Raw genomic sequence first — 24,564 nt, 5'->3', positions numbered from 1 at the left:
GCGCGCTGCCGCAGCATGTCGCCGTCATCATGGACGGCAACCGCCGTTGGGCCGAGGCGCGCGGGCTGCCGGTGGCGCTCGGCCACAAGGCGGGGGCGGAGGCCGTGCGCCGCACCATCGAGGCCTGCGCCCATGAGGGCATCGGTTGGCTGACGCTCTTTGCCTTCTCCTCCGAGAACTGGCTGCGGCCGGCGGAGGAGGTGACGGCGCTCACCGGCTTGCTCCGCCTCTATCTTCGCTCCGAGGTGGCGACCTTCGCCAAGGAGGGGATCCGCCTCCGGGTGATCGGGGACCGGGCGCGCTTCGGCGCCGAGACCATGCGGGAGATCGACCAGGCGGAGGCGGTGACCGCCGGGGGTACGCGGCTGAACCTCACCGTTGCCCTCAGCTACGGCGCGCGGGACGAGATGGTCGCTGCGGCGCGGGCGATGGCGGCGGCGGCGCGGGACGGGCAGCTCGATCCGGAGGCGGTGGACGAGGCGGCCTTCGCCCGGCACCTCTTCACCGCGGGCATGCCGGACCCCGACCTCATCATCCGCACCTCGGGCGAGCAGCGGCTGTCCAATTTCCTGCTCTGGCAGGCGGCCTATGCCGAATTCGTCTTCCAGGACGTGCTCTGGCCCGATTACGGCGCCGAGCACCTGGCGCGGGCGCTCCGCGACTATGGCCGGCGGGAGCGGCGCTTCGGCGCCCGCATGGGATGAGCGACCGCCGCGCGTGACCGACCCGGCCGCCCGGCCCGCCTCGCGCTGGCCCGACCTGCGCAAGCGCGCCCTCTCGGCCCTGCTGCTCGGGCCGGCGGCCTTGCTGTGCATCTGGCTCGGGGCGGAGGCATGGACGGCGCTGATGGCCGCGGCCGTCGCCCTGCTGGCCTGGGAATGGGTGAGGCTCTGCGGCTTCTCGACCAAGCGCCTGCCGGGGATGGTGGTGCCGGTGGCGGTGCTGCTGGCCGGCGTGCTGGGGGTGGGCGGGGCTTGGCTCTGGGCCTTCGCCGTGCTGGGGGTGGGGTTCGCCGGGCTCTGGGCCGTGGCCGAGCCGCCGCGCTTCCGCCGGGCTGTGCCGGGCTTCTGGCTGGCCTTCGGGGTGGTCTATATCGGCCTTGCCGGCCTCGCCCTGATCCATCTCAGGGGGGATGCGGAGGCGGGGCTGCGCAACGTCGTGTTCCTCTTCCTCATCGTCTGGTCGAGCGACATCGGCGCCTACGCCGCAGGCCGGGCCCTCGGCGGGCCGAAGCTGGCGCCTGCCATCTCCCCCAACAAGACCTGGTCCGGGGCGGCGGGGGGGCTCGTCTCCGCGATGGCGGTCGGCGCGCTCTCGGCGTATGTGATGGAGCCGGCGACGGTGCCCCTTCCGCGGGTGCTGGTGATCGCCGCCATCCTCGGCCTGCTCTCGCAGGCGGGGGACCTGTTCGAAAGCTGGATCAAGCGGCGCTTCAACGTGAAGGACTCCTCCCGCCTCATCCCCGGCCATGGCGGCCTGCTGGACCGGCTGGACGGAGTGATTTCGGCTGCGCCCGCGGCGGCGCTGCTTGGCGTGCTGCTGGGGCCTGGGGAAGCCTTATGGCGTTGAAGCGCATCACTGTTCTCGGCAGCACCGGCTCCGTCGGCCGCAGCACCATGGCCTTGCTGGCGGCAGCGCCGCCCGGACGCTTCGCGGTGGAGGCGCTGGTCGCCGGGCGGGACGTGACGGCGCTGGCCTCCCAGGCCCGGCGCTTCGGCGCGCGGCTGGCGGTCGTCGCCGACCCGGCCTGCCTCGGCGCGTTGCGCGAGGCCCTGGCCGGCAGCGGCATCGAGACGGCGGCGGGGGCCGAGGCGGTGATCGAGGCGGCGGCCCGGCCGGCCGACTGGACCATGGCGGCGATCGTGGGCGCCGCCGGCCTGCGCAGCACCCTGGCCGCCTTGAAGCGCGGCCGCACGCTGGCGCTGGCCAACAAGGAGAGCCTGGTCTGCGCCGGCGAGATCGTCCTCGCCGAGGCCCGCCGGTCGGGGGCGACGCTGCTGCCGGTCGATTCCGAGCACAACGCCATCTTCCAGGCGCTTGACACGCGCGACCCGGCGGTGATCGAGAAGATCGTGCTGACCGCCTCCGGCGGGCCCTTCCGCAATGCCGACCTCGTCACGATGCGGGCGGCGACGCCGGAGGCGGCGGTGCGCCACCCGGTCTGGTCCATGGGCGCCAAGATCTCGGTCGACAGCGCGACGATGTTCAACAAGGGACTCGAGCTGATCGAGGCCGCCCGGCTCTTCCCAGTGCCGGAGGAGCGGATCGAGATCCTGATCCACCCGCAATCGACTGTGCATGGCCTGGTCCAGTATGCCGATGGCTCGGTCCTCGCCCAGCTTGGCTCGCCGGACATGCGGACGCCCATCGCCCATGCGCTGGCCTGGCCGGAGCGGATGGCGGTCGATGTGCCGCGGCTCGACCTGGTCGCGCTCGGGAAGCTGGAATTTCTCGCTCCGGATACGGTACGATTCCCCGCCCTTCGCCTATGCCGGGCGGCGTTGCAGGCGGGGCAGGGCGCTACCACCATATTGAATGCCGCCAACGAGGTGGCGGTGGCGCTGTTCCTCGGGCGGCGCCTCGGCTTTCTCGACATCGCTGCGGTGGTGGAGGAGACGCTGGGCGCCCTCGGCAACCCCGCCATCGACGGGCTCGAGGCGGTGCTGGCCGTGGATGCGGCGGCGCGTGAGGAGGCTGGCCGGCTCGCCGCGAGGCGGGCGGCGGCCTGAGCAGGAGCGACGGCTTTGGACGTGTTTGGCCATCTCTGGAACATGCTGCCGGCCCTGCCGCGCACGCTGATCGCCTTCGCCGTCGTGCTCGGCGTGCTCGTCTTCGTGCATGAGATGGGGCACTACCTCGCCGCCCGCTGGCGCGGCGTGCATGTCGATGCCTTCTCCATCGGCTTCGGCCGGCCGCTGCTGCAGGGCCGCGACAAGCGCGGGACGGAATGGCGCCTCGGCTGGATCCCGCTCGGCGGCTATGTGAAATTGCATGGGCAGGAGACGCCCGAGGATGTCGCGCCCGAGGTGCGGGCGGGCTGGCAGCCGGGGCGCACCTTCCATGAGAAGCCGGTCTCCAGCCGGGCCATCGTCGTGGCGGCCGGGCCGGTCGCCAATTTTTTGCTCGCCATCCTGCTTTTCGCCGGGCTGTTCATGACGGTCGGGCAGCCGATGGGCGGCACGGGCATCACCACCGTGGTCGAGGGCTCGGCCGCGGCGCGGGCCGGCCTGCTGCCGGGCGATGCGATCCTTTCCCTCGACGGGCAGAAGGTCAGCCGCTTCGAGCAGGTGCAGCGCTACATCCAGCCGCGCATCGGCAAGCCGGTGGCGGTTGCCGTCAGCCGCGACGGGGTGGAGCAGGTCGTGACCGTGACGCCGGAGGCGCGCGACAACGGCCAGGGGCCGGTCGGCGTGCTCGGCATCCAGGGCGGCGCCTCGCGCTTCGAGCGGCTGGACCCCTTCTCGGCCCTTGCCGCCGGGGCGGTGCAGACGGCCGACATCACCTGGCTGACGCTGAAGGGCATCGGCGAGATGATTGTCGGCGAGCGCAGCGCCAAGGAGCTCGGCGGGCCCATCCGCATCGCCGAGGTCTCGGGCGAGGCGGCCTCGCTCGGCCTGTCGCCGCTGGTCAACCTGATGGCGCTGCTCTCGGTCAGCCTAGGCCTGCTGAACCTCTTCCCCATTCCGCTGCTGGATGGCGGGCATCTCGTCTTCTACGCGGCGGAGGCGATCCGCGGCCGGCCGCTGCCGCCGCGGGCCCAGGAATACGGCTTCCGCGCCGGATTCGCGCTGCTGGTCTCGCTCTTCCTTTTCGCCTCCTGGAACGACATCGCGGGTGGGGCCATCGGGCGCTGGGTGGCGGGGCTCGTCGGGTAGTTTTTCGCCCGTCTGCGGTCCGTCGGCTAAGTCTTTGAGTGGATTAGTAGCGAAGGCGCGAGGAGTGGGGTGGCGGTGGCGGTGGTGCGCGGCTATTCTCCGGCCCGCTCGCTGAACCCCAACGTTACGGGCCTGCACTTTGCTCCCTTCCTTCCGTGTTTTCCTTGCTGCCACCGCCTGCATCGCGTCAGGCCTGATCCCGGCGGCGGCCGAGGCGCAGACCCGCCAGCAGCAGGCCCAGGCAAGGCCGCGTCCACCCGCGCGCGCCGTGCCGGCCCGCCCGCCGGCCGCGGAAGGGGTCGTCCAGGCCATTGATGTCACCGGCAACCAGCGCATCGAGGGCGACACCATCCGCTCCTACATGCTGCTGCAGCCGGGCGATGCCTTCGATGCCGACCGGCTCGACCGCAGCCTGAAGTCGCTCTACGCGACCGGCCTCTTCAGCGACGTGCAGATCCGCCGCGAGGGCGGCCGCGTCCTCGTGCAGGTGACCGAGAACCCGATCGTCAGCCGCGTCGCCTTCGAGGGCAACCGCAAGATCTCGGATGACGTGCTGAGCAAGGAGCTGCAGCTCCGCTCGCGCTCGGTCTACACCACCCAGGCGGTCCAGGCCGACCGCCAGCGCATCCTCGACCTCTACGCCCGCCGCGGCCGCTTCGCCGCGACCGTCGAGCCGAAGATCATCCAGCGCGACCAGAACCGCGTCGACATCGTCTACGAAATCCGGGAAGGCGAGGCTGCCCTCGTCGCCCGCATCAACTTCGTCGGCAACCAGTCCTACTCGGACAGCAAGCTGAAGGAGATCGTGGCGACCAAGGAGCAGGCCTGGTACCGCCTCCTCTCCTCCTCCGACCAGTTCGACCCGGAGCGCCTGGCCTTCGACCGGGAGCTGCTGCGCCGCTTCTACCTCCGCAACGGCTATGCCGACGTGCAGGTCACCAACGCGACGGCCGAGCTGGCGCAGGACCGCACCGGCTTCTTCGTCACCTACTCGGTCGACGAGGGCGTGCGCTACCGCGTCGGCAAGGTGGAGGTCGTCTCCAACCTCCGCAACCTCGACGCGGCGAGCGTCCGGCGGCTGGTCGATGTCTCCGAGGGCGACTGGTATGACGGCGACGTCGTCGAGCGCACCGCGCAGGCGATCCAGGATGCCGCCAATCTCCGGGGCTTCCCCTTCGTCGACGTGCAGCCGCGGATCACCCGCAACCGCGAGGATCGCCGGGTCGACCTGACCTTCGAGATCAACGAGGCGCCGCGGGTCTATGTCGAGCGCATCGAGATCAACGGCAACACCCGCACCCAAGACCGCGTGCTGCGGCGCGAATTCCGCCTGGCGGAGGGCGATGCCTTCAATGCCGCGCAGATCAGGCGCAGCCGGCAGCGGCTGCGCGACCTCGGCTACTTCTCCGACGTGCAGGTCACCTCGACCCCGGGCTCGGCGCCGGACCGGGCGATCCTCAACACCCAGGTGGCTGAGCGCGCCACGGGCGAGGTCTCGATCGGCGGCGGCTACTCGACGGATGCGGGCGCGCTCGCCGATGTGGGCCTGCGCGAGCGCAACCTGCTCGGCACCGGCATCGATGCGCGCATCAACGGCACCATCGCGCAGCGCCGCAGCCAGGTCGACATCTCCGTCACCGACCCGTATTTCCTGAACCGCAACCTCGCCGCCGGCGTCGACATCTTCTACGTCCAGCGCAACCTGCTGAACATCGCCTCCTACCGGGAGGAGCGGCAGGGCTTCACCCTCCGCGCCGGCTACGCCTTCAACGAGCGGCTGCGGCAGACCTGGGCCTATACGCTCACCAACCGGCGCATCACCGATGTCGCGCTCGGCGCCTCGCGCTTCATCACCGAGCAGCAGGGCACGACGCTGCTCTCGCAGATCGGCCAGACGCTGACCTACGACCTGCGCGATTCGATCGTCGATCCGCGGCGCGGCGCGGTGCTCCGCCTCGGCACCGACTTCGCCGGCCTCGGCGGCGACGTCGCCTATCTGCGCGCGCGGCTCGACGGCACCTACTACATCCCGCTCGAATCCTGGCTCGGCGACCCGGACTACCTGCTGTCCGTTTCCGGCAGCGTCGGCTATCTCGAGGACCTGTTCGGCAAGCAGACCCGCATCATCGACCGCTTCTTCCTCGGCGGCGAGAACCTGCGCGGCTTCCGCATCGCCGGCGCCGGGCCGCGCGACATCAACACGCGGGACAGCCTGGGCGGCCGCCTGCTCTGGACCCAGACCACCGAGTTGCGCTACCCGCTGCCCCTCCCGTCCGAGCTCGGCCTGGTCGGACGCGCCTTCGTCGATGTCGGCTCGCTCTCCAAGACCGTGTCCGGGCAGGGCGTCGCCGATGATGCCTCGCCCCGGGTCGGCGCCGGCATCGGCGTCTCCTGGCGCAGCCCCTTCGGCCTGATCAACATCGACATCGCCCAGGCGGTGGTGAAGAAGTCCTACGACGAGACGCAGATCTTCCGGTTCGGCTTCGGCACCCGGTTCTGACCGCAGCTTGTGACCCCGATCACCTGAACCCTGGGATTTTCCTGCCTATGCCAGCCTCTCGCGCCTCGTCCGCCCTGCTCCGCCCCGCCTTGGCCCTGGTGATCGCCGCCCTGGTGGGAGGGCCGGCGCTTGCCCAGCAGCAGCAGGATCCGGGCTTCTTCATCCCCGGGGGCCAGCGGCCGGCCCAGCAGCAACAGCCGCAGCAGCAACGGCCTGCCCAGCCGGCGCAGCAGCAGCAGCGCCCGGCCCAGGCCCAGCCGGGGCGGCCCAGCACCCAAGCGCCGGCGCCCCTGCCACCTGGCCAGCAGCCGCCGGATGCCGTCATCGGCATCGTCGACGTCCCCGAGATCCAGCGCGTCTCCACCGCCTTCAATCAGGTGCGGGACGAGATCGAGCGGCGGCGCCAGCGGCTCAACGACGACCTCCAGCGCGAGCAGAACAGCTGGCGCGAGCAGCAGCAGCAACTGGCGAACCAGCGCGCCTCCCTGCCGCCGGACCAGCTGCGCGAGCGGGAGCGGACGCTGCAGGACCGCATCACCGACAGCCAGCGCATCTTCCGCGAGCGCTCCCGCGCCATCGAGCAGGCGGCGCAGCAGGCGCTGCAGGAGATCGAGCAGGCGCTTGGCGGCGTCATCCGCCAGGTGGCGGCGAGCCGGAAGGTGAATCTTGTGCTGCCGCGGCCGCTGGTGATCTTCAACGACCCACCCTTCGACCTGACGGAGGAGGTGGCGCAGCAGTTCAACCGCGTGCTGCGCAGCGTCACCATGCCGGCCGACACCAGCGGCGGGACCGAGGCCCCGGCGGCCCAGGCACCCGCCCGGCCGGCCGCGCCGGCCCCGGCAACGCAGCAGCAGCGGCGCTGAAGCAAGGGGGCGGCCGTGGCGGTCGATCCGCGCTTCTTCCCGTCGGCCGGCCCGCAGCGGCTGGCCGACATGCTCCTCGCCGCCGGCGCGCAGAGCGCAGGCGATCCGACACGATCCTTCGCCGGCGTCGGGCCGCTGCAATCGGCAGGGCCGGAGGAAGTGAGCTTCCTCGACAACCGGAAGTACCTGCCGGCGCTCGCGGCGACCAGGGCGGGGGCGGTGGTGCTGGCCCCGGCCCTGGCCGGCCAAGTGCCGGAGGGCACGATCGCCATCACGGCGGCGCTTCCCTACCTCGCCTTCGCCCGGATCGCAGCGCTGTTCCACCCGCTGCCGGCGCCGGTGGCCGGCGTGCATCCGAGCGCCGTCGTCGCCGCTGACGCGGTGGTAGGGGAGGGCTGCGAGATCGGGCCCTGCGCCGTGATCGGGGCCGGGGCGCGGATCGGGCAGGGCTGCATCATCGGCGCCCATGCGGTGGTCGGGCCGGGGGTGGAGCTCGGCGATGGCTGCCGGCTGCATCCGCATTGCAGCATCAGCCATGCGGTGGCCGGGCGCGGGGTGGTGCTGCATCCCGGGGCGCGGATCGGGCAGGAGGGGTTCGGTTTCGCGCCGACGGCAGACGGCAGTTTCGTCACCATGCCGCAGCTCGGCCGGGTGCTGCTCGGTGACTTCTGCGAGATCGGGGCGAACAGCTGCGTCGACCGCGGCAGCCAGGGCGATACGGTCATCGGGCCGGGCTCGCGCCTCGACAATTTGGTGCAGGTCGGGCACAACGTGCGAACCGGCCGGGGCTGCATCATCGTCGGGCAGGCGGGCATTGCCGGCTCAGCGGTACTCGGCGACTACGTGCAGCTGGCGGCCCAGGGTGGTATTGCCGGGCATATCGAGATCGGCAGCGGGGCGCGGATCGGGGCGCAGGCCGGGGTCATGAACGACGTGCCCGCGAAGACGGACGTCATCGGCAGCCCGGCCTGGCCGGTGCGGGAGTTCTGGCGCTCCATAGCGCGGCTGCGGAAGCTGGGTGCGGCCCGGCAGGATGAGGGGAAGGCGGGCTAAGGCAATGGATGCGAGCGAGGCGAGGGCGGCGGAGACCGCCGGTCCGGTCGGCGAGGAAGGGAGGGTCGAGGCCTTCGACATCGCGCAGATCATGCGCGCCATTCCCCATCGCTACCCCTTCCTGCTGGTGGACCGCATCGTCGAGGTGCGGAAAAACCATTCCTGCGTCGGCATCAAGAACGTCACGATCAACGAGAATTTCTTCCAGGGCCACTTCCCGGAGCATCCGGTGATGCCGGGCGTCCTGATCGTCGAGAGCATGGCGCAGACGGCGGCCGTGCTGGTGGTGGAGACGCTCGGCCCCGAGGCGCGTGGCAAGCTGGTCTATTTCATGTCCGTCGAGGGCGCCAAATTCCGCAAGCCGGTGCATCCGGGCGACCAGCTGCGCATCCATGTCAACAAGGACCGGCAGCGCGGCAATATCTGGAAATTCGCGGCGGAGGCGAAGGTGGACGGCAAGGTGGTGGCCGAGGCGACCTATACCGCGATGATCCTGGACCGCTGAGGCCTTGGCGCAGATCCATCCCAGCGCGGTCATAGAGCCCGGCGCACAGGTCGCGGACGATGTCCGCATCGGCCCCTTCTGCCAGGTCGGCCCCCAGGCGATCCTCGAGGCGGGCGTGGAGCTCGTCTCCCATGTCGTGGTCGACGGGGCGACGCGCATCGGCGCCGGGTGCCGCATCCTGCCCTTCGCCTCCATCGGCACCCCGCCGCAGGACACCAAGTACAAGGGCGAGCCGACCCGCTGCGACCTCGGCGCCCGCACCCTGGTGCGGGAGGGCTGCACGATCCACCGCGCCTCGGTCGGTGGGGGCGGCGTGACCATCGTCGGCGCCGGCTGCATGCTGATGGCCCAGGCGCATGTGGCGCATGACTGCGTCGTGGGCGAGGGCGTCATCCTCGCCAACAACGTGATGCTCGGCGGGCATGTGCATGTCGGCGACGGCGCCTTCGTCGGCGGCGGCGCGGCGGTGCACCAGACCGTGCGGATCGGCCGGCTCGCCATGGTCAGCGGCCTCGCCGGCGTCACCAACGACATCCCGCCCTTCGGCTATGTCTTCGGCCTGCCGGCACGGCTGGTCGGCTTCAACAAGATCGGCCTGCTGCGGCGGGGGGCGAGCCGCGAGCAGCTGCGCACCCTCCGCGTGGCCAACAACCTGCTCTTCAAGGACCCCGGCGAGTTCGCGGCGAAGCTCGCCCAGGCCGAGGAGCGCTATGCGGAGGAGCCGCTGGTGATGGAGATCATCGCCTTCGTCCGCGACGCCAACCGCCGGCGGCAGCTCGTCCGGCCGGGGCGGATGGCGGCGCCTGAGCTCGGCGGCGTGGACGAGGAGAACGGGGACGGGGCGTGACGCTCGGCCTCGTCGCCGGCGGCGGGGCGGTGCCGCTCCAGGTGGCCGCGGCGGCGCGGGCGGCAGGCGAGGATGTCTTCGCCATCGTCATCGAGGGCTGGGCCGACCCGGCCGACTATGCCCATATGCCGCATCTGGCGATCCGGCTCGGCGCGGTCGGCGAGGCGGTCGAGGCGCTGCGGGCGCGGGGCATCCGCCGTCTGGTGATGTGCGGCACGGCGAAGCGGCCCTCCTTCCTCTCGATCCGGCCCGATGCGGGCATGGCCCGGCTGCTGCTGAAGATCGGCCGAGCCGCCTGGCAGGGCGATGACGGGCTGCTGAAGGCCGTGGTGCGGGTATTGGAGGAGGAGGGGTTCGAGATCGTCCCCGCCCAGGCGATCCTGCGGGGCGTCCTGCCGGAGGCCGGGCAGCTCGGCGCCGTGGCGCCGGCGGCCGGCGCTTTCGGCGACATCCGGCGGGGCATCGCCGTCGTGCGGTCGCTCGGCGCCGTCGATGTCGGGCAGGGGGCCGTGGTGCAGCAGGGGCTCGTCCTCGGCGTCGAGGCGATCGAGGGGACGGATGCCTTGCTCGCGCGTTGCGGCGGGCTCCGGCGCGAGGGGCCGGGCGGGGTCCTGGTGAAGCTGGTGAAGCCGGGGCAGGATCGGCGGGTGGACCTGCCGACGGTGGGGCCGGCGACCGTCGCCGGCGCCGCCGCGGCGGGGCTCGCCGGGATTGCGGTCGAGGCGGGCGGCACCATCCTGGTGGACCGGGCCGCCACCATCGCGGCGGCGGATGCGGCGGGGCTCTTCCTGCTCGCCATCCGGCCGGACGAATTCCTCAAGGAGACGATCTAATGGGCAAATTCCTCCACACCATGATCCGGGTCGGCGACCTCGACCGCAGCGTGAAATTCTACACCGAACTGCTGGGGATGAAGGAGCTGCGGCGGCGCGACGTGCCGGACGGCAAGTACACCCTCGCCTTCCTCGGCTACGGCACCGGCAACGAGGAAGGCCAGGCGGAGATCGAGCTGACCTACAACTACGGCACGGAGAAGTACGAGCAGGGCACGGCCTTCGGCCACCTCGCCGTCGGCGTGCCGGATGTCGCCGGCGCCTGCGAGAAGGTGCGGAACGGCGGCGGCCGCGTGACGCGCGAGGCGGGGCCGGTGAAGTTCGGCACCACCATCATCGCCTTCGTCGAGGATCCGGACGGCTACAAGATCGAGCTGATCCAGCGCTGAGCCGGTCAGGGGCCGCTCGTCGCCCGGGCGAGCGCCTCGGCATCGAAGGGCTTTTCGAGCCGGGGAAGGGCGGCCTCTCCCTCGGCCGGCACCTCGGCATAGCCGGTCGCCAGCAGCACCGCGAGGCCGGGCCAGTGCTGGCGGATGGCGGTGGCGAGCTGCACGCCAGTCATCCCGGGCATGGCGTAGTCGGTGATGACCAGGTCGGCGGCGCAGCCGGCGCGCAGCATCTCGAGCGCCTGGGGGCCGGAGCTGGCCTCCAGCACCGCATGGCCGAGATCCTCCAGCATGGCGCGGGTGCTGGCCAGCACCAGCGGGTCGTCATCGACCAGCAGCACCTGGCGCCTGAGCGCGGGACGCTGCGGTGCGGCGGGGCCTTGGTCGGCCGGCGCCTCAGCCGCGGCCTCGGCCGGGGCCTGGGGAAGCCAGAGCTCCGCCTCCGTGCCGATGCCGGGGACGCTCCGCAGCAGGAAGTGCCCGCCCGAGCCGAGCGCCAGCCCCTGCACCATCGGCAGGCCGAGCCCCGTCCCCTTGCCGGCGGGCTTGGTGGTGAAGAAGGGCTCGGTGGCGCGGGCGAGCGTCGCCTCGTCCATGCCCTCGCCGGTATCGCCGACGGCGAGGACGGCATAGGCGCCGGGCGGCAGGAAGGCCTCCGGCTCCGGCTCGGCCACCCGGCCGCTGATGGTGATGGTGCCGCCCGCCGGCATCGCGTCCCGCGCATTGACCACGAGGTTGAGCAGGGCGAGCTCCAGCTGGTTCGGGTCCACCTGCACCGGCGGCAGGTCCTCCGGCAGGCGGAGCTGGAGCTGGATGGCAGCGCTCAGCGAATTGCGCAGCAGGCCGGCCATGCCGCGCACCAGCCGGGGCAGCTCCACCCGCTCCGCCTGGCTCGGCTGGCGGCGGCCGAAGGCGAGCAGGCGCCGCGTCAGCCCGGCGCCGCGCTCTGCCCCGGCGAGCGCGTTGTCGAGCAGCAGCCGGGCCTTGGCATCCTCCTCCGGCAGGCGCTTGCGCAGCAGCTTCAGGCTGCCCAGCACCGCCATCAGGAGGTTGTTGAAGTCATGCGCGATGCCGCCGGTGAGCTGGCCGACCGCCTCCATCTTCTGCGCCTGGACGAGGTTGGCCCCGGTCGCGCGGTGCTCGGCGATCTCGGCGGTGAGGCGCGACTGCAGCGCGGCGAGGTCAAGCTGCAGGCGGATCATGGCATCGAATTGCCGGCCGACGCGCCGGGCCGCCGCCACGAGGGCGAGGACGAAGACCAGGATCATCGCGGTCTCCGCCACCGCCTGGCCGTCGCCGTCGAGGGCGATCCGCAGCGCGACGGGCGCCGTCGCCGCGACCAGGAAGGCAATCACCGTCGGCAGATGCGGGTAGTGCAGCGAGGCGGCGCCGGAGCACATGCCGGCGAGGAGGAAGATCCAGAACTGCCGGTAGATGCCTGCCTCCGGCATCAGCCAGGCGCCGCCGAGGCCCCAGCACAGGCCCGCCAAGCCGCTGCCGCCCGCGACGACGAGGCCCCAGCGCGGATCCTCCTTGCGGGCGGAGGCACCGTAGCGCCGCCAGCCGACCACGCGCAGGCCGGCGACGCCGAGGCAGGCGGCATACCAGGCGATAGCCCGCATATCCCCGCGGTGGAGGACAAGGAGGGCGGTCGCCAAGCTGGCATTCGCCAGCGTGGTCGCCAGTGCGACCGGCACCTGCGCGAAGACCGCCTTGACCCGCTCGAAGCGGAGATCGGGCCCCATCGCCACCCACCGCCCCCTTGTTGCCCCGGGATTAGACCAGATCGCGGCCACCGTTGCGAGGCCACGCCGAATTCCGTGATCCCGGCCGGCTTGCCGCCCCTGCGACCCGCCCCTACACCCCGGGGCGCGACAAGGGGGACCCGCTCTGCCGATGCCCGCTGATCCTTTCGGCCTGCTCCGCGACCTGGCGGAGATGCCCGAGCGCGGCTTCCGCAGCCTGATCGGCCAGCCGCGCATCCGCCTTGCCGTCACCGGCCTGACCCGGGCGGGAAAGACGGTCTTCCTCACCGCCCTGGTCGCCAACCTGCTGGCGGCGGGGCGTGGGCGGCGGACGCTGCCGCTGCTGGAGCAGGCCGCCGGCGGGCGGCTCCGCGGCGTGCGCCTCGTCCCGTCGGCGACGGAAGCCTTGCCGCGCTTCGACGTGGAGGCGCATCTGGCCGCGCTCGCCGCCGATCCACCGGCCTGGCCGGGGCGGACCGACGACCTCTCGACGCTGGAGCTCACCCTCGACCTGGAACGGGGCAGCAGCCTCGGCGGGCTGCTCAGCCCGGTCCTCGGCCAGAGGCGGGTGACGCTGGAGCTGCTCGACTATCCGGGCGAGTGGCTGCTCGACCTGCCGATGCTGGACCAGTCCTATGCCGCCTGGTCGGCCGAGGCGCTGCGGCGGCTGCGCCGGGCGGAGGGGGCCGCGGCGGCCCGCGCCTTCCTCGCCTGGGCCGAGGCGTTGCCGGCCCAGGCCCCGGCCGATGAGGCGCTGGCGCGGCGCGGCCACGCGCTTTACCGCGATGCGCTCAGGGAATGCCGGGACCGGCTCGGCTTCCGCTTCCTCCAGCCCGGGCGCGTGCTCAACCCCGGGCCGCGCGGGGAGACGCCGCTGCTCTGGTTCTTCCCGCTGCCGCATCCCCGCGGCGGCGGGCTGGCCGGGCTGCTGGCCGAGCGCCACGCCGCCTATGTCGCGGCGCAGCGGGACGAGTTCTTCGAGCCCTTCTTCCGCCGCTTCGAGCGGCAGGCGGTGCTGGTCGACGTGCTCGGGGCGCTGCATGCCGGCCGCGCCGCCTTCGAGGACACGGCGGAGGCCCTCTCTGCCATCGCCGGCGCGCTGCGGCATGGCGGCGGCTGGTTCGACTGGCTCACCGGGGCAGGCATCAGCCGCATCGCCTTCGCCGCCACCAAGGCCGACCACGTGCCGGCGCGGCAGCGGGATGCGCTGGCGGCGCTGCTCGGCCATCTGGTCGCCGGGCCGCAGGGGAGGGCGAGCGAGGCCGGGGTGCCGACCAGCGTCCATGCCCTCGCCGCACTCCGCTGCACCGAGGACGACGTCGCGGTGCTGGATGGCCGCCCGGTCGCCGCGGTGCGCGGGCTGCTGCTGGAGAATGGCCGCAGCGCCAAGGTCTATCCGGGCGAGATCCCGCTGCGGCCGCCGGAGCCGGGTTTCTGGGACCATGGCTTCTTCGAGATGCCGGAATTCCAGCCGCCGCGGCTGGACGCGGCGGGCGGCTCCGGCGTTCCGCATCTCGGGCTGGACGCGCTGCTGGCGGCGCTGATCGGAGACCTGCTGTGAGCGATGCGCCGAGGGGACCGCGCGTGATCCTGGAGGAGCCGGCACCGAGGCTCGACTTTCAGTGGGAGCAGGCGGTGGTGCCGGTGGCGGTGCCCGTCCCGCGGTCGCGCTGGTCCGGCCTCGGGCGGGCGGCGGCGGGGGCGGCGGTGCTCGGCCTCGGCCTCGCGGCGCTGGATTCCGTGAACTTCGTCGTCGACCAGTTCGGCCGCGGGCCCGTGCAGGGCTGGGCGACGCTCGGCGTGGTGGCGCTCGGCTTCGGCCTGCTCGCGGGCGGCGTCTGGCGGGAGCTGCGCAGCCTCGCCGCCCTCCGGGCCGTCGACCGGGCGCGGGCGGCCTTCGCGCGGCAGGACCTGGAGGCGGCGCGGGCCGAGGCGCTGCGCTGGGCCGGCGGCGTCGCCGAGGCCGCGAGCCTGCAGCCGGCGCTGCGCCAGGCCGGCAGCACCGAGGAGCTGCGCGCCCTGCTGGAAGGCGGGCCGCTGCGGCTGCTGGATGCCGAGGCGGCGGGGCTCGGCCGGGTCGCGGCGGTGCAGGCCTTCTCGATCACCGCGGTCAGCCCCTCGCCGGGCCTGGATGCGCTGGTCTTCGCCTGGCGCGGGGTGCGGCTGGTGCGGCAGGTGGCGGCGCTGCACGGGCTGCGGCCGGGCTTCGCCGGAACCTTCGCCCTGCTGCGCCGGACGCTGTTCGATGCCGCGACGGTCGCGGTGACGGATGTGGCGGTGGATGCGGCGGCGCGGGCCCTGCTTTCCAACAAGCTGCTGGAGCAATTCGCCGGCGAGGCGGCGGCCGGGGCCGTGGCGGCGCGGCGGATGCTGCGCCTTGCCCGCGTCGCGGCGGAGGCCTGCCGGATCGTGCCGCCGGCGCGGTGATCAGCCCTCGACCGCGAGCAGCTTGTCCCTGAGCGCGAGGACCCGCCGCTTCAGGTCGTGGACCGCCTCCCTGTCGCCGCCGAAGGCCTGCTCCATCCAGTCGGGATGCAGGGCGCAGGCCTTGTCGTGGAGGGCGCGGCCCTGCTCGGTGAGGCGGATGCGCACCTGCCGCTCATCCACCGTGTCGCGCTCGCGCCGGATATGGCCGAGCGCCTCCAGCCGCTTTAGCAGCGGCGTGAGCGTGCTGGATTCGAGGAAGAGCTTCTCGCCGATGGCGCTGACCGTGCGGTTGTCCTCCTTCCACAGGACGATCATCACGAGGTACTGCGGGTAGGTCAGGCCGATCCGCTCGAGCATCGGCTTGTTGGCGCGCCCGATCGCCTGCGCCGTCGAGTGCAGGGCGAAGCAAAGGAACTCGTTCAGGTCCAGGCTCGGACTGGTCGATGGCGTTTCGCTCATGGCTGCATCCCCAGATGCGGGGTCTCCCTGACGCCTCCAAATGAATATCGCGCGATTTAATCGTACATGAAAGACCTGCATGGCGGCCATGCAGCCATGTCTATCGTGTACGACCTAATCGCCCGCTACATAGCCTCCCAACAGCGGCGCCGGTTGGCGGCGCTGAAGGAGATTGGAACCATGTACCGCAACGCACTCATCGCCTCCCTGGTGCTCTTCGGCACGGCCGGTACCGCGCTGGCCCAGGATAACGGCCCCCGCCTGATCGGTGGCGGCGCCGATGGCGGGCCCCGGGTCGAGTATGCCGAGCCCAGTCAGAACGTCGTCGGCGGCGGCTATGCCCGCATCACCGGCGAGGCCGGCAACCGCAGCGTCACCGCCGTCGGCCCGACCGCCGGCCAGGCCCCGACGGGTTATGTCGCCCAGTTCGTGGGCGGCGGCCGCGAACAGGCCCTGGTCTATGTCCCGGCGCAGCCGGGCAGCCCGACCATGGCCGCCCAGCCCTCCGACCGCATCGGCGGCTGAGCACGGCCGATCTCCCGCGGCGCCTCCGGGCGCCGCGGGATCTCACCCCTCCAGCCTGACATTGGCGATGCGGGCCACCTCGCGCCATTGCGCGATCTCCCGCCGCACGAAATCGCCGAACTCCTCCGGCGTCCCGGGTGCCGCCGTGCCGCCGAGCTCGATGAAGCGCGCCTGCATCGTGGGCTGACGCAGGATGGCGCCGAGATCGCCATTGATCCTCTGCACGATCTCGGCCGGCGTCCCCGCGGGTGCGCAGAGGCCAGTCCAGCCATAGGCGCCATAGCCCGGCGCCACCGTCTCGGCGATGGTCGGCACCGCCGGCAGCTGCGGCGCGCGCTCCGGCGTCGTCACCGCGATCGGGATCACCTTGCCGGCCTGGATATGCGGCAGGGCCGAGGCGACGCTGTCGAACATCAGCTTGACGTTGCCCGAGAGCAGGTCGGCCATGGCCGGCCCGCTGCCGCGGTAATGCACCGTGTTCACCTTGATGCCGGTCCGGTGGACGAAGAGCTCCGCCGACATGTGTTGGCTCGTCGCCGGCCCCGCCGTCGCCAGGTCGACCGCGCCGGGCGCCGCCTTGGCCGCCGCCACCACCTCCGCCGCCGTGCGCAGCCCGAGCGAAGGGTGCGCCACGATCAGCAGCGGCAGCACCACCACGTTGCTGACGAAGGCGAAGTCGCGCTCGGCATCATAGGGGATGCGCGGCAGTACCGACGGGTTGACGCCGAGCGTCCCCGAGGTCCCGGCCGTGAGCGTATAGCCGTCGGGGGCTGCCCGGGCGCCTGCCTCCAGCGCCGGCGCCCCGGCCCCGCCGCCGCGGTTCTCGACGATGACGCGCTGCGGCCAGCGGCGCGACAGCTCGTCGGCATAAAGGCGGGTGAAGATGTCGGCCGCCTGGCCGGGCGGGAAGGGGACGATGATGCGCACCGGCTTCTCCGGCCAGGCCGGCTGCGCCCGGGCGATCCCGGGCAGCAGGGCGGCCGCCCCGAGCAGGCGGCGTCGCGTGGCCTGCGGCATGGTCTGTCCCTCCCCTGGTCTTTACCCCAGGATGGCGCCAAAGCTGCGGGAAGGGGAAGCGCATGGCCGCCAATTCGGTACGGATCGCGGTGCTGCCGGGCGACGGCATCGGCACGGAGGTGACCGAGGCGACGCTCGCGGTGCTGGAGCCTCTCGCACGCCGCCACGGCATCGGCCTCTCGACCGAGATGCTGCCGGCCGGTGCCTTCCACTACCGGGCGACCGGCGAGGCCTTCCCCGAGGCCAGCTTCCGCGCCGCCGAGGCGGCCGATGCCATCCTGCTCGGCGCCATGGGCTGGCCCGGCATCCGCCAGGCGGACGGGACGGAGATCGCGCCGCAGCTCGACCTCCGCTTCCGCCTCGGCCTCTATGCCGGGGTGCGGCCGGTGCGGGCCATCCCCGGCGTGCCGCTGGCGCTGGCCGATCCGCGCGCCCGATCCATCGACTTCGTCCTGGTGCGGGAGAGCACGGAGGGGCTGTTCCACTCGCGCGGCACCGGGCTGGTGACGGAGGACCGGGCGGAGGAGACGCTCCGCATCACCCGCGCGACGACGGAGAAGCTCTCACGCTTCAGCTTCCGCCTCGCCGAGCGCCGGGCGGCGCGGCTCGGCCGCCGCGGGCGGGTGACGCTGGTGGACAAGGCGAACGTGTTCCGCGCCTTCGCCTTCATGCGCGCGGTCTTCGATGGCGTCGCCGCGGAATTCCCCGAGGTCGAGAGCGGCCACCACTATGTCGACGCCATGGCGCTCGACCTGGTGCGGCACCCTTGGGCCTTCGACGTGCTGCCGACCGAGAACATGTTCGGCGACATCCTCTCCGACCTCGCCGCCGGGCTGGTGGGCGGGATGGGCTTCTCGCCCTCGGCCGATATCGGCGACGAGCATGCGGTCTTCCAGCCGGCGCATGGCACGGCGCCCGACATCGCCGGGAAGGGCATCGCCAATCCGACGGCGATGCTGCTCTCGGCGGCGATGATGCTCGACTGGCTCGGGAGCCGCGGCGCCGGCCAGGGTTTCGCCGAGGCGGGGGCGGAGCTGGAGGGGGCGGTGGATGCCGCCTTCGCCGCCGGCCTGCGCACCGCCGATATCGGCGGCGGCGACGGCACGGCGGCGGTGGTGCGGGCGGTGACGGAGCGGCTCGGCCGGTGATCTCGCGCCGCGCCCTGCTGGAAGGCGCCGCCGCGGCCGGCGGGGCGCGGGCGGCGGTCGCGGTGCTCGCCGCGCTCGGCGGGCTGCCGGCGATGCCGGTCGCGGCCGCGCCGCCGATGCTGCCGCGGGACGGGCGGCGGGTGCTGGTGGTCGGCGGCGGCATCGCCGGGCTTGTCGCGGCGCTCGAGATGCGGCGGGCGGGCTGGGCGGTGCGGGTGCTGGAGGCCGCGCCCCGCGCCGGCGGGCGCTGCATGACGCTGCGGGCCGGCGACGTGGTGGAGGAGGAAGGCGGGCCGGCGCAGCGCGTCACCTGGGATGCGGCGCCGCATCTCTACGCCAATCCCGGGCCCGCGCGCATCCCGCACCACCATCGCGGCATCCTCGGCTACTGCCGGGCGCTCGGCGTGCCGCTCGAGGTGCTGGTCGACGAGAACCGGGCGGCGCTCCTCGCCTCCGCAGCCGGGCCGGTGCCGATGCGGCGCGTGCAGGCCGACCTGCGCGGCCTGGTCGCCGAGCTGGCGGCCAAGGGGCTGGAGCGCGGCACGGCCGAGGCGCCGCTCGGCGAGGCCGATCTCGAGGCGCTGCGCGCCATGCTGCGCCGCTTCGGGGCGCTGGGGCGGGACATGCGCTACCACGGCACGTCCCGCGCGGGCTGGGCGGAGGCGCCGGGGGCTGGCCTCGCCCCGCCGCGCGCCGTCGCGCCGCTCGACCCGCGCCTGCTGCTGGAGCCGTCGCTCTGGGAGGGTGCCGCCTTCGCCGAAGGGGTGGATTACGCGGCGACCATTCTGCAGCCGTCGGGCGGCATGGACCGCATCGCCGCCGGCTTTGCAACGGCCCTCGGCGACGCGCTGGTGACGGGCGCCGAGGTGCTGTCGCTTCGCCGCACCGAAGCCGGCGCCCGGGTCGCCTGGCGCGGCGCGGATGGCACGGTGCGGGAGGAGGAGGCGCCGCGCATCCTGCTCGCCCTGCCGGCGCCGGTGCTGGCGCGGCTCGACACCGACCTCTCGGCCGAGCGCAAGGCGGGGCTCGCCGCGCTGCACTACGCCGCCGCCGCCAAGCTCGCCTTCCAATGCGAGCGGCGCTTCTGGGAGGAGGACCATGCCATCTATGGCGGCATCTCCTGGCTGCCGCGGGAGGCGACGCAGATCTGGTACCCGTCGCATGGCTTCCACGCCGCGAAGGGCATCCTGACCGGCGCCTATATCTGGGAGGACGAGATCGGCGAGCGCTTCGGCGCCCGCAGCCCGGCCGAGCGCGCCGCCGTCATCGCCACGGATGGCGAGACGCTGCACCCGGGCCTCTCGCAGGAGGTCGCGTCGCCGGTCTCGGTCGCGTGGCGGCGGATGCCGCGGGCACGCGGCGCCTGGGCAGAATGGACGGCGGAGCAGCGGCGCGGCCTCTACCCGCTGCTGCGGGCGCCGGAGGGCCCCTATCACTTCGCCGGGGAATACCTCTCCTGGCTCACCGGCTGGCAGGAGGGCGCGGTGCTCTCCGCCTGGGCGGCGCTGGAAGGGATGGCCTGACGCCCGCGGGCCCTGGCGCGTCAGCGGGCGTCGAATTGGGTCTCCAGCAGGCGCGTGACGGCGCCGAGCGTCGATGCGCCCGGGCGGCGGTTCAGCAGGTGCAGGCTGCCGACGGCCTCCACCGTCTCGAAGAACTCGAAGATCGGGCCGTAATAGGGCCGCTCGGGCCCGATATCGTGGACCATCACCCGCGGCGCCTCGCTCCGGCCAGCGAAGGCCAGCAGGATCGAGAGGCAGCAGGCGACGCGGAACCGCCCGTCCACATAGACGAGGTCCGGCAGCAGGCCGATCCCCTGCCATTCGGCCCATGGGCGCGCCAGATAGGTCGGCCAGGCCACCTGCGGGTTCTCCGCCGCCGGCGCCCCCAATCCCCGGTCGGGCCGAAATCGGCATGGACCAGGCGGACCTGACCGGTGGCAACCTTGGGCGCCAGTTCCGGATGGACCCGCGCCACCTCCACCCAGCGTTGGTCGGAATCGGCCGCGACCACGGTGTCGGCGCCGCTGCGCAGGGCGAGGAGGGTCGAGCCGCCGATGCCGAATTCGAGGTAACGGCGGCAGCCGGTGGCAAAGACCCGATGCATCAGATCGAGCTCGTCCCCGAAGAGATGCGGGGCGCCGAGTTGCGGCTCGGGCGCCTCGGCGCGCGGCGAACGCCAACCTCGCAGCAAGGTCGTGATGGCCAAGGACAAGGTCTCGGTTTCTTGCTTTCGGGACGCAGGAGCTTCCCGTCCGGCACGGATGACGGGCGGCCCCTGCGCAGGGCCGGCTCGCCCGGTTCGGGTGGCCGGCCGTCGGGAGCCATGCCCACACTGTCCCGCCCTGGAAGGCGGCTTGCAGCGGTGAAGGCGAGCCATGGCGAGCGACAGGGGGAAGCTAGCACCCATGCCCGCGACTGCAATCTTAAAGTGTATTCAGATGGATGATGCAACTTATACGTGTGCAACAAGGCCGGCGCCATTGGCTTCGGCAAGATACCCTGGGCGGCTTGCTGCACGGGCGCCTAGAAGTCGACGCTCAGGATCATCTTGCCGAGCCAGCGGTCGCTCGCATGCGTCAGCCCATGGCCGAGGCCGAGATGCAGGGCGAAGCGGTTGCTCAACTTGATGTCGGTGGTGACGAAGAGCTGGTGCGCCTGCCGCGGCAGGCCCTCGCCGCGGCTGAAGCGACCGAAATCCATGTAGTGCTCGACGCCGAGCCAGACGACGGGTGCCACCTGCCGCACGCCGCGCACCGCCGGCGCGAAGATCGGGCCGCTGCGGCCGATCGGCACCTCCACCGCCGGGTTGAGGATCAGCTGCCAGGGCCCGGTGCGCAGGTCGATGATCGGCCGCAGCGTCAGCGCCCAGTCCGTCTCCGAGAAGCGGGCGGGCTGGTGGCGGATCTCGATGTCCAAGCCATAGGCGAAGGGACGGTCCTCGGCGCCCGGGCTGATGAAGGTGTTGCGCAGCTTGAAGCCGCCGCCATAGGTGTCACCCGAGAATTCGCGGGCGAAGGGCAGCAGCAGCGCCACCTCGTGCCAGGGCGCCGTCGCGTAGCCGAGTTCCGCCGTCGCCAGCAGCCCGTTGCGTGGCGCGCCCCCGTCGCCGAGCCGGCCGCGGCGCCCGGCATTCAGGTGGATGTTGAGGTCGGGCCGCCCCTGCTCGGCGATGCGGCCGTCGAAGACCTGGAATTCGTCGAACCCCGCCGCCCCGGCCGGCGAGGCGAGCAGCAGCGCGGCCAGGGCGAATGCAAGGCGCCTCATCGGGCGGCCGGCGCGATCACGATCCAGGTCGCCGTCACATGCACCGCGGTCTCCTCGCTGCCCTCGGCGCGGATCAGGATCTCGCCGAAGAGCATGCGCCTGCCGCGCTTCAGGATGCGCGCCTCTGCCAGCACCGGGCCGCTGCCGGCGGGGCGGAGGAAGTTCACCGTCATGGTGGAGGTGACGCTGTCGTCGCGCCCTTCGGTCAGGGAAAGCAGCGCCGCCCACATCGCCACGTCGGCAAGCCCCATCAACGCCGGGCCGGATAGCGTGTTGCCCGGCCGCAGCAGCCGGGCGGAGGCCGGCAGGCGCAGCAGGGCGCGGCCGCCCTCGGCCTCCAGCAGCTCGACTCCCCATTCCTCAGCGAGCGGCACGCCGCGACGGATCACGGCGAGCATGGTGGGGAGATCCATCAGCGTCCTTCCAGCACGCGGCCGATGCAGGGGTTGCGGCCCACCCAGTAGCAAAGCTCCGCCGGCCGGGCGATGCGATAGAGCGCGAGGTCACAGCGCAGCCCCGGCGCCAGCCGCCCACGATCGGCGAGTCCGAGCGCCGCCGTCGCCTCGACGGTCGCGCCGCGCAGCGCCTCGGTGACGGTGAGGCGGTAGAGGGTGCAGGCGAGGTTCAGCATCAGCAGCAGGGAGAGGGCAGGGGAGGAGCCCGGATTCATGTCCGTGCTCACCGCCATCCGGACGCCCGACGCCCGCATAGCGGCGATGTCGGGGATGCGGGTCTCGCGGAGGAAGAGCGTCGCCCCCGGCAGCAGCACGGCAACGGTCCCGGCGCGGCCCATGGCGGCGAGGCCTTGGGCGTTGGCATGCTCGAGATGGTCGACCGAAAGTGCGCCGCATTCAGCGCCGAGGGCGGCGCTGCCCATGTCGCCATGCTGGTCGCCATGCAGCTTGACCGGCAGGCCGGCGCGCCGTGCTGCCCCAATCACCAGCCGCGCATCCGCGGTGTCGAAGGCGAGAGGATCGTGGAAAATGTCGACGGCATCAGCGAGGCCATGCGCGGCAGGCACGATCGCCTCCGCCACGAGGCGGGCATAGTCGGCGCGACGGCCGGCGAATTCGGGCGGCACGGCATGGGCGGCGAGCAGCGTCGCCTGGATCGAGACGGGCAGCGCCTCGGCCAGGCGGCGGGCGGCGCGGAGCTGGCGCAGCTCCGCCGCCTGCTCGAGGCCGTAGCCCGACTTGACCTCGATGGTGGTGACGCCCTCGGCGATCAGCGCCTCGGCGCGGGGCAGGGCGGCGGCGAGCAGCGCCTCCTCGCTCGCCGCCCGCGTCGCGCGCACGGTGGAGAGGATGCCGCCGCCCGCCTTGAGGATCGCCTGGTAGTCCTCGCCGGCCAGCCGCCGCTCGAACTCGTCCGCCCGGTCGCCGCCGAAGACGAGATGGGTATGGCAGTCGATCAGCCCGGGCAGGATCCAGGCGCCGCCGCAATCCGTGGTCTCGATGCCGGTGCCCGGCAGCGCGTCCCGCGGCCCGACCCAGGCGATGCGGCCATCCTTCGCGGCGACGGCGCCGTCCTCGACGAGGCCGAGGCCCTCGCCCTCCATCGTCGCCAGCTGCGCGTTCAGCCAGACCCGGTCGAACACTAGGAGAGGTCCACCAGGGCGGCGAAGCGGCCGCGCTCCACCAGCGCCTTCACCGCGGCGATGTCGGGCGCCATGGTGCGGTCCGCATCCCAGGCGGCGGCTGCGCCCCGCACCAGCCCATGCGCCGCCTCGATGGCCGGCGTGCTCTGCAGCGGGCGGTGGAATTCGATGCCCTGTGCCGCCGCCAGCAACTCGATCGAGAGGATCCCCGCCAGGTTCGCCGCCATGTCGTGCAGCCGGAGCGCGGCGCCGGTCGCCATGCTGACATGGTCCTCCTGGTTGGCGCTGGTCGGGATGCTGTCGGTGCTGCGCGGCACGGCGAGCGCGCGGTTCTCGGCGGTGAGCGCGGCGGCCGTCACCTGCGCGATCATGAAGCCGGAATTGAGCCCGCCGTCGCGGACGAGGAAGGCCGGCAGGCCGGAGAGCGCCGGGTCGGTCAGCAGGGCGATGCGCCGCTCGCTGATCGAGCCGAGCTCGGCGAGCGCCAGCGCCATGGTGTCGGCGGCGAAGGCCACCGGCTCCGCATGGAAGTTGCCGCCCGACAGCACGTCGCCGTCAATGACGAGAGGGTTGTCGGTGACGGCATTCGCTTCCCGCTCCAGCACCGCGGCGGCCTGGCCGAGCAGGTCGAGGCAGGCACCCGCAACCTGCGGCTGGCAGCGCAGCGAATAGGGGTCCTGCACGCGCGGGTCGCCCTCGCGGTGGCTCTCGCGGATCTGGCTGCCGGCCAGCAGCCCGCGCAGCGCCGCCGCCACGCGGATCTGCCCCGGCTGGCCGCGCAGGGCATGGATGCGCGGGTCGAAGGGCGTGTCGCTGCCGCGCGCCGCATCCACCGACATGGCGCCGGCGACGAGCGCCGTCCGCAGCAAGTCCTCGGCCGCGAAGAGCGCCGTCAGCGCCAACGCGGTGCTGACCTGCGTGCCGTTAAGCAGCGCCAGCCCCTCCTTCGGGCCGAGGGCGATGGGGGCGAGGCCGGCGGCCGCCAGCGCCTCCGGCCCGCGCAGCACGCGCTCGCCCTGGAAGGCCTCGCCCTCCCCGATCAGCAGCAGCGCCATATGGGCGAGCGGCGCCAAGTCGCCCGAGGCGCCGACCGAGCCGCGCGCTGGGATGGCCGGCAGCACATCGGCCGCCAGCAGCGCGAGCAGCGCCTCGATCGCCTCGATCCGGATGGCGGAGGCGCCACGCGCCAGCGAGGCCGCCTTCAGCGCCAGCACCAGCCGCACCACCGGCGCCGGCAGCAGCGGCCCGGTGCCGGCCGCATGGCTGCGCAGCAGGTTGACCTGGAGCTGGGCGAGCTGCGCCGGGCCGATCCGCGTCCCCGCCAGCTTGCCGAAGCCGGTATTGACGCCGTAGAGCGCCTCGCCGGTCGCCAGCCGCGCCCCGAGCGCCGCGACGCTCTCCTGCGCCACCGCCTGCCAGCCGGGGGCGAGCTCGAGCCGCCCGCCCTGCATCACCGCCCGCCACTGGCCGAGCCTGGCCTCGCCCGGAATGACCGCCATGATCCCTCCTTGCCCGCGC

At 72.9% G+C, this 24,564-nt stretch carries 24 protein-coding genes; 16 read left to right on the top strand and 8 right to left on the bottom strand.

Annotated features, from left to right (window positions below):
- Window positions 1-29: 29 nt before the first annotated feature.
- The 11 genes from uppS to gloA all read left to right on the top strand — a co-directional run bounded on the left by uppS (window position 30) and on the right by gloA (window position 10,865).
- Entirely contained in the window at window positions 30-704 is a 675-nt protein-coding gene (gene uppS, locus AC5JJ1_RS23985) for a polyprenyl diphosphate synthase (RefSeq protein WP_495787714.1), read from the top strand.
- Between the two features lie 13 nt (window positions 705-717).
- The gene (locus AC5JJ1_RS23980; RefSeq protein WP_495787629.1) at window positions 718-1,569 is read left to right on the top strand and encodes a phosphatidate cytidylyltransferase; all 852 of its coding nucleotides are present in this window, start codon (window positions 718-720) and stop codon (window positions 1,567-1,569) included.
- Window positions 1,560-2,729, top strand: a complete 1,170-nt coding sequence (gene dxr / locus AC5JJ1_RS23975) for a 1-deoxy-D-xylulose-5-phosphate reductoisomerase (protein WP_495787628.1) — start codon at window positions 1,560-1,562, stop codon at window positions 2,727-2,729. The genes AC5JJ1_RS23980 and dxr overlap by 10 nt, the downstream gene beginning before the upstream one ends.
- 42 nt (window positions 2,730-2,771) lie before the next feature.
- Entirely contained in the window at window positions 2,772-3,875 is a 1,104-nt protein-coding gene (rseP, locus tag AC5JJ1_RS23970) for an RIP metalloprotease RseP (protein WP_495787713.1), read from the top strand.
- A gap of 268 nt (window positions 3,876-4,143) precedes the next feature.
- Complete coding sequence (gene bamA / locus AC5JJ1_RS23965; RefSeq protein WP_495787627.1) at window positions 4,144-6,375, top strand: outer membrane protein assembly factor BamA; 2,232 nt, start codon at window positions 4,144-4,146, stop codon at window positions 6,373-6,375.
- 47 nt (window positions 6,376-6,422) lie between these two features.
- Window positions 6,423-7,238 (top strand): OmpH/Skp family outer membrane protein, encoded by an 816-nt coding sequence (locus tag AC5JJ1_RS23960; RefSeq protein WP_495787626.1) that lies wholly within the window; start codon window positions 6,423-6,425, stop codon window positions 7,236-7,238.
- 69 nt (window positions 7,239-7,307) lie between these two features.
- On the top strand, window positions 7,308-8,291 hold the full coding sequence (gene lpxD / locus AC5JJ1_RS23955) for a UDP-3-O-(3-hydroxymyristoyl)glucosamine N-acyltransferase (protein WP_495787712.1): 984 nt from the start codon (window positions 7,308-7,310) through the stop codon (window positions 8,289-8,291).
- A 4-nt stretch (window positions 8,292-8,295) separates the two neighbouring features.
- Window positions 8,296-8,796: a 3-hydroxyacyl-ACP dehydratase FabZ gene (gene fabZ, locus AC5JJ1_RS23950; RefSeq protein WP_495787625.1), complete on the top strand. Its 501-nt coding sequence runs from the start codon at window positions 8,296-8,298 to the stop codon at window positions 8,794-8,796.
- Between the two features lie 4 nt (window positions 8,797-8,800).
- Window positions 8,801-9,643: an acyl-ACP--UDP-N-acetylglucosamine O-acyltransferase gene (gene lpxA / locus AC5JJ1_RS23945; protein ID WP_495787624.1), complete on the top strand. Its 843-nt coding sequence runs from the start codon at window positions 8,801-8,803 to the stop codon at window positions 9,641-9,643.
- A complete protein-coding gene (locus tag AC5JJ1_RS23940) occupies window positions 9,640-10,476 on the top strand; it encodes an LpxI family protein (RefSeq protein ID WP_495787623.1) in 837 nt (278 codons plus the stop codon). The genes lpxA and AC5JJ1_RS23940 overlap by 4 nt, the downstream gene beginning before the upstream one ends.
- The gene (gene gloA, locus AC5JJ1_RS23935; RefSeq protein ID WP_495787622.1) at window positions 10,476-10,865 is read left to right on the top strand and encodes a lactoylglutathione lyase; all 390 of its coding nucleotides are present in this window, start codon (window positions 10,476-10,478) and stop codon (window positions 10,863-10,865) included. The genes AC5JJ1_RS23940 and gloA overlap by 1 nt, the downstream gene beginning before the upstream one ends.
- Window positions 10,866-10,870: 5 nt before the next feature.
- On the opposite strand, the gene AC5JJ1_RS23930 is transcribed toward gloA, so the two are convergent.
- Window positions 10,871-12,607 (bottom strand): response regulator, encoded by a 1,737-nt coding sequence (locus AC5JJ1_RS23930; RefSeq protein ID WP_495787621.1) that lies wholly within the window; start codon window positions 12,605-12,607, stop codon window positions 10,871-10,873.
- Window positions 12,608-12,758: 151 nt separating this feature from the next.
- Here AC5JJ1_RS23930 and AC5JJ1_RS23925 point away from each other — a divergent pair, with 151 nt between their 5' ends.
- Entirely contained in the window at window positions 12,759-14,168 is a 1,410-nt protein-coding gene (locus AC5JJ1_RS23925; RefSeq protein WP_495787620.1) for a YcjX family protein, read from the top strand.
- Window positions 14,169-14,191: 23 nt separating this feature from the next.
- Window positions 14,192-15,034, top strand: coding sequence for a DUF697 domain-containing protein (locus AC5JJ1_RS23920; protein WP_495787619.1), 843 nt, complete (start codon window positions 14,192-14,194; stop codon window positions 15,032-15,034).
- Here AC5JJ1_RS23920 and AC5JJ1_RS23915 read toward each other — a convergent pair whose 3' ends face one another.
- Complete coding sequence (locus tag AC5JJ1_RS23915) at window positions 15,035-15,493, bottom strand: MarR family winged helix-turn-helix transcriptional regulator (protein WP_495787618.1); 459 nt, start codon at window positions 15,491-15,493, stop codon at window positions 15,035-15,037.
- Between the two features lie 180 nt (window positions 15,494-15,673).
- Here AC5JJ1_RS23915 and AC5JJ1_RS23910 point away from each other — a divergent pair, with 180 nt between their 5' ends.
- Window positions 15,674-16,018, top strand: a complete 345-nt coding sequence (locus AC5JJ1_RS23910) for a hypothetical protein (protein WP_495787617.1) — start codon at window positions 15,674-15,676, stop codon at window positions 16,016-16,018.
- 42 nt (window positions 16,019-16,060) lie between these two features.
- On the opposite strand, the gene AC5JJ1_RS23905 is transcribed toward AC5JJ1_RS23910, so the two are convergent.
- Window positions 16,061-17,035, bottom strand: coding sequence for a Bug family tripartite tricarboxylate transporter substrate binding protein (locus AC5JJ1_RS23905; protein WP_495787616.1), 975 nt, complete (start codon window positions 17,033-17,035; stop codon window positions 16,061-16,063).
- A 62-nt stretch (window positions 17,036-17,097) separates the two neighbouring features.
- Between AC5JJ1_RS23905 and AC5JJ1_RS23900 the strand changes: the two genes are divergently transcribed.
- A complete protein-coding gene (locus tag AC5JJ1_RS23900) occupies window positions 17,098-18,183 on the top strand; it encodes an isocitrate/isopropylmalate dehydrogenase family protein (RefSeq protein WP_495787615.1) in 1,086 nt (361 codons plus the stop codon).
- Complete coding sequence (locus AC5JJ1_RS23895) at window positions 18,180-19,706, top strand: flavin monoamine oxidase family protein (RefSeq protein ID WP_495787614.1); 1,527 nt, start codon at window positions 18,180-18,182, stop codon at window positions 19,704-19,706. The genes AC5JJ1_RS23900 and AC5JJ1_RS23895 overlap by 4 nt, the downstream gene beginning before the upstream one ends.
- A gap of 20 nt (window positions 19,707-19,726) precedes the next feature.
- Here AC5JJ1_RS23895 and AC5JJ1_RS23890 read toward each other — a convergent pair whose 3' ends face one another.
- From AC5JJ1_RS23890 to hutH, 5 genes are all read right to left on the bottom strand, one after another.
- A complete protein-coding gene (locus AC5JJ1_RS23890; RefSeq protein ID WP_495787613.1) occupies window positions 19,727-20,044 on the bottom strand; it encodes a hypothetical protein in 318 nt (105 codons plus the stop codon).
- Window positions 20,045-20,708: 664 nt separating this feature from the next.
- Window positions 20,709-21,449, bottom strand: a complete 741-nt coding sequence (locus AC5JJ1_RS23885) for a hypothetical protein (protein WP_495787612.1) — start codon at window positions 21,447-21,449, stop codon at window positions 20,709-20,711.
- Window positions 21,446-21,862 (bottom strand): PaaI family thioesterase, encoded by a 417-nt coding sequence (locus tag AC5JJ1_RS23880; protein ID WP_495787611.1) that lies wholly within the window; start codon window positions 21,860-21,862, stop codon window positions 21,446-21,448. Before AC5JJ1_RS23880 ends, AC5JJ1_RS23885 begins: the two co-directional genes overlap by 4 nt.
- Window positions 21,862-23,046, bottom strand: coding sequence for an imidazolonepropionase (hutI, locus tag AC5JJ1_RS23875; protein WP_495787610.1), 1,185 nt, complete (start codon window positions 23,044-23,046; stop codon window positions 21,862-21,864). Before hutI ends, AC5JJ1_RS23880 begins: the two co-directional genes overlap by 1 nt.
- A complete protein-coding gene (hutH, locus tag AC5JJ1_RS23870; protein ID WP_495787609.1) occupies window positions 23,046-24,545 on the bottom strand; it encodes a histidine ammonia-lyase in 1,500 nt (499 codons plus the stop codon). Before hutH ends, hutI begins: the two co-directional genes overlap by 1 nt.
- Between the last annotated feature and the right edge of the window lie 19 nt (window positions 24,546-24,564).

This window comes from Belnapia sp., from assembly GCF_059504005.1.
This window is presented reverse-complemented; position numbering and strand designations above follow the sequence as displayed.

Coding starts and splice junctions, on each gene's coding strand:
- AC5JJ1_RS23960 (WP_495787626.1), top strand. CDS start 6,423: ATGCCAGCCTCTCGCGCCTCGTCCGCCCTGCTCCGCCCCGCCTTGGCC.
- AC5JJ1_RS23905 (WP_495787616.1), bottom strand. CDS start 17,035: ATGCCGCAGGCCACGCGACGCCGCCTGCTCGGGGCGGCCGCCCTGCTG.
- hutH (WP_495787609.1), bottom strand. CDS start 24,545: ATGGCGGTCATTCCGGGCGAGGCCAGGCTCGGCCAGTGGCGGGCGGTG.
- AC5JJ1_RS23885 (WP_495787612.1), bottom strand. CDS start 21,449: ATGAGGCGCCTTGCATTCGCCCTGGCCGCGCTGCTGCTCGCCTCGCCG.
- lpxD (WP_495787712.1), top strand. CDS start 7,308: ATGCTCCTCGCCGCCGGCGCGCAGAGCGCAGGCGATCCGACACGATCC.
- gloA (WP_495787622.1), top strand. CDS start 10,476: ATGGGCAAATTCCTCCACACCATGATCCGGGTCGGCGACCTCGACCGC.
- AC5JJ1_RS23915 (WP_495787618.1), bottom strand. CDS start 15,493: ATGAGCGAAACGCCATCGACCAGTCCGAGCCTGGACCTGAACGAGTTC.
- AC5JJ1_RS23880 (WP_495787611.1), bottom strand. CDS start 21,862: ATGGATCTCCCCACCATGCTCGCCGTGATCCGTCGCGGCGTGCCGCTC.
- AC5JJ1_RS23900 (WP_495787615.1), top strand. CDS start 17,098: ATGGCCGCCAATTCGGTACGGATCGCGGTGCTGCCGGGCGACGGCATC.
- AC5JJ1_RS23930 (WP_495787621.1), bottom strand. CDS start 12,607: ATGGGGCCCGATCTCCGCTTCGAGCGGGTCAAGGCGGTCTTCGCGCAG.
- rseP (WP_495787713.1), top strand. CDS start 2,772: ATGCTGCCGGCCCTGCCGCGCACGCTGATCGCCTTCGCCGTCGTGCTC.
- uppS (WP_495787714.1), top strand. CDS start 30: ATGGACGGCAACCGCCGTTGGGCCGAGGCGCGCGGGCTGCCGGTGGCG.
- fabZ (WP_495787625.1), top strand. CDS start 8,296: ATGGATGCGAGCGAGGCGAGGGCGGCGGAGACCGCCGGTCCGGTCGGC.
- AC5JJ1_RS23925 (WP_495787620.1), top strand. CDS start 12,759: ATGCCCGCTGATCCTTTCGGCCTGCTCCGCGACCTGGCGGAGATGCCC.
- AC5JJ1_RS23910 (WP_495787617.1), top strand. CDS start 15,674: ATGTACCGCAACGCACTCATCGCCTCCCTGGTGCTCTTCGGCACGGCC.
- dxr (WP_495787628.1), top strand. CDS start 1,560: ATGGCGTTGAAGCGCATCACTGTTCTCGGCAGCACCGGCTCCGTCGGC.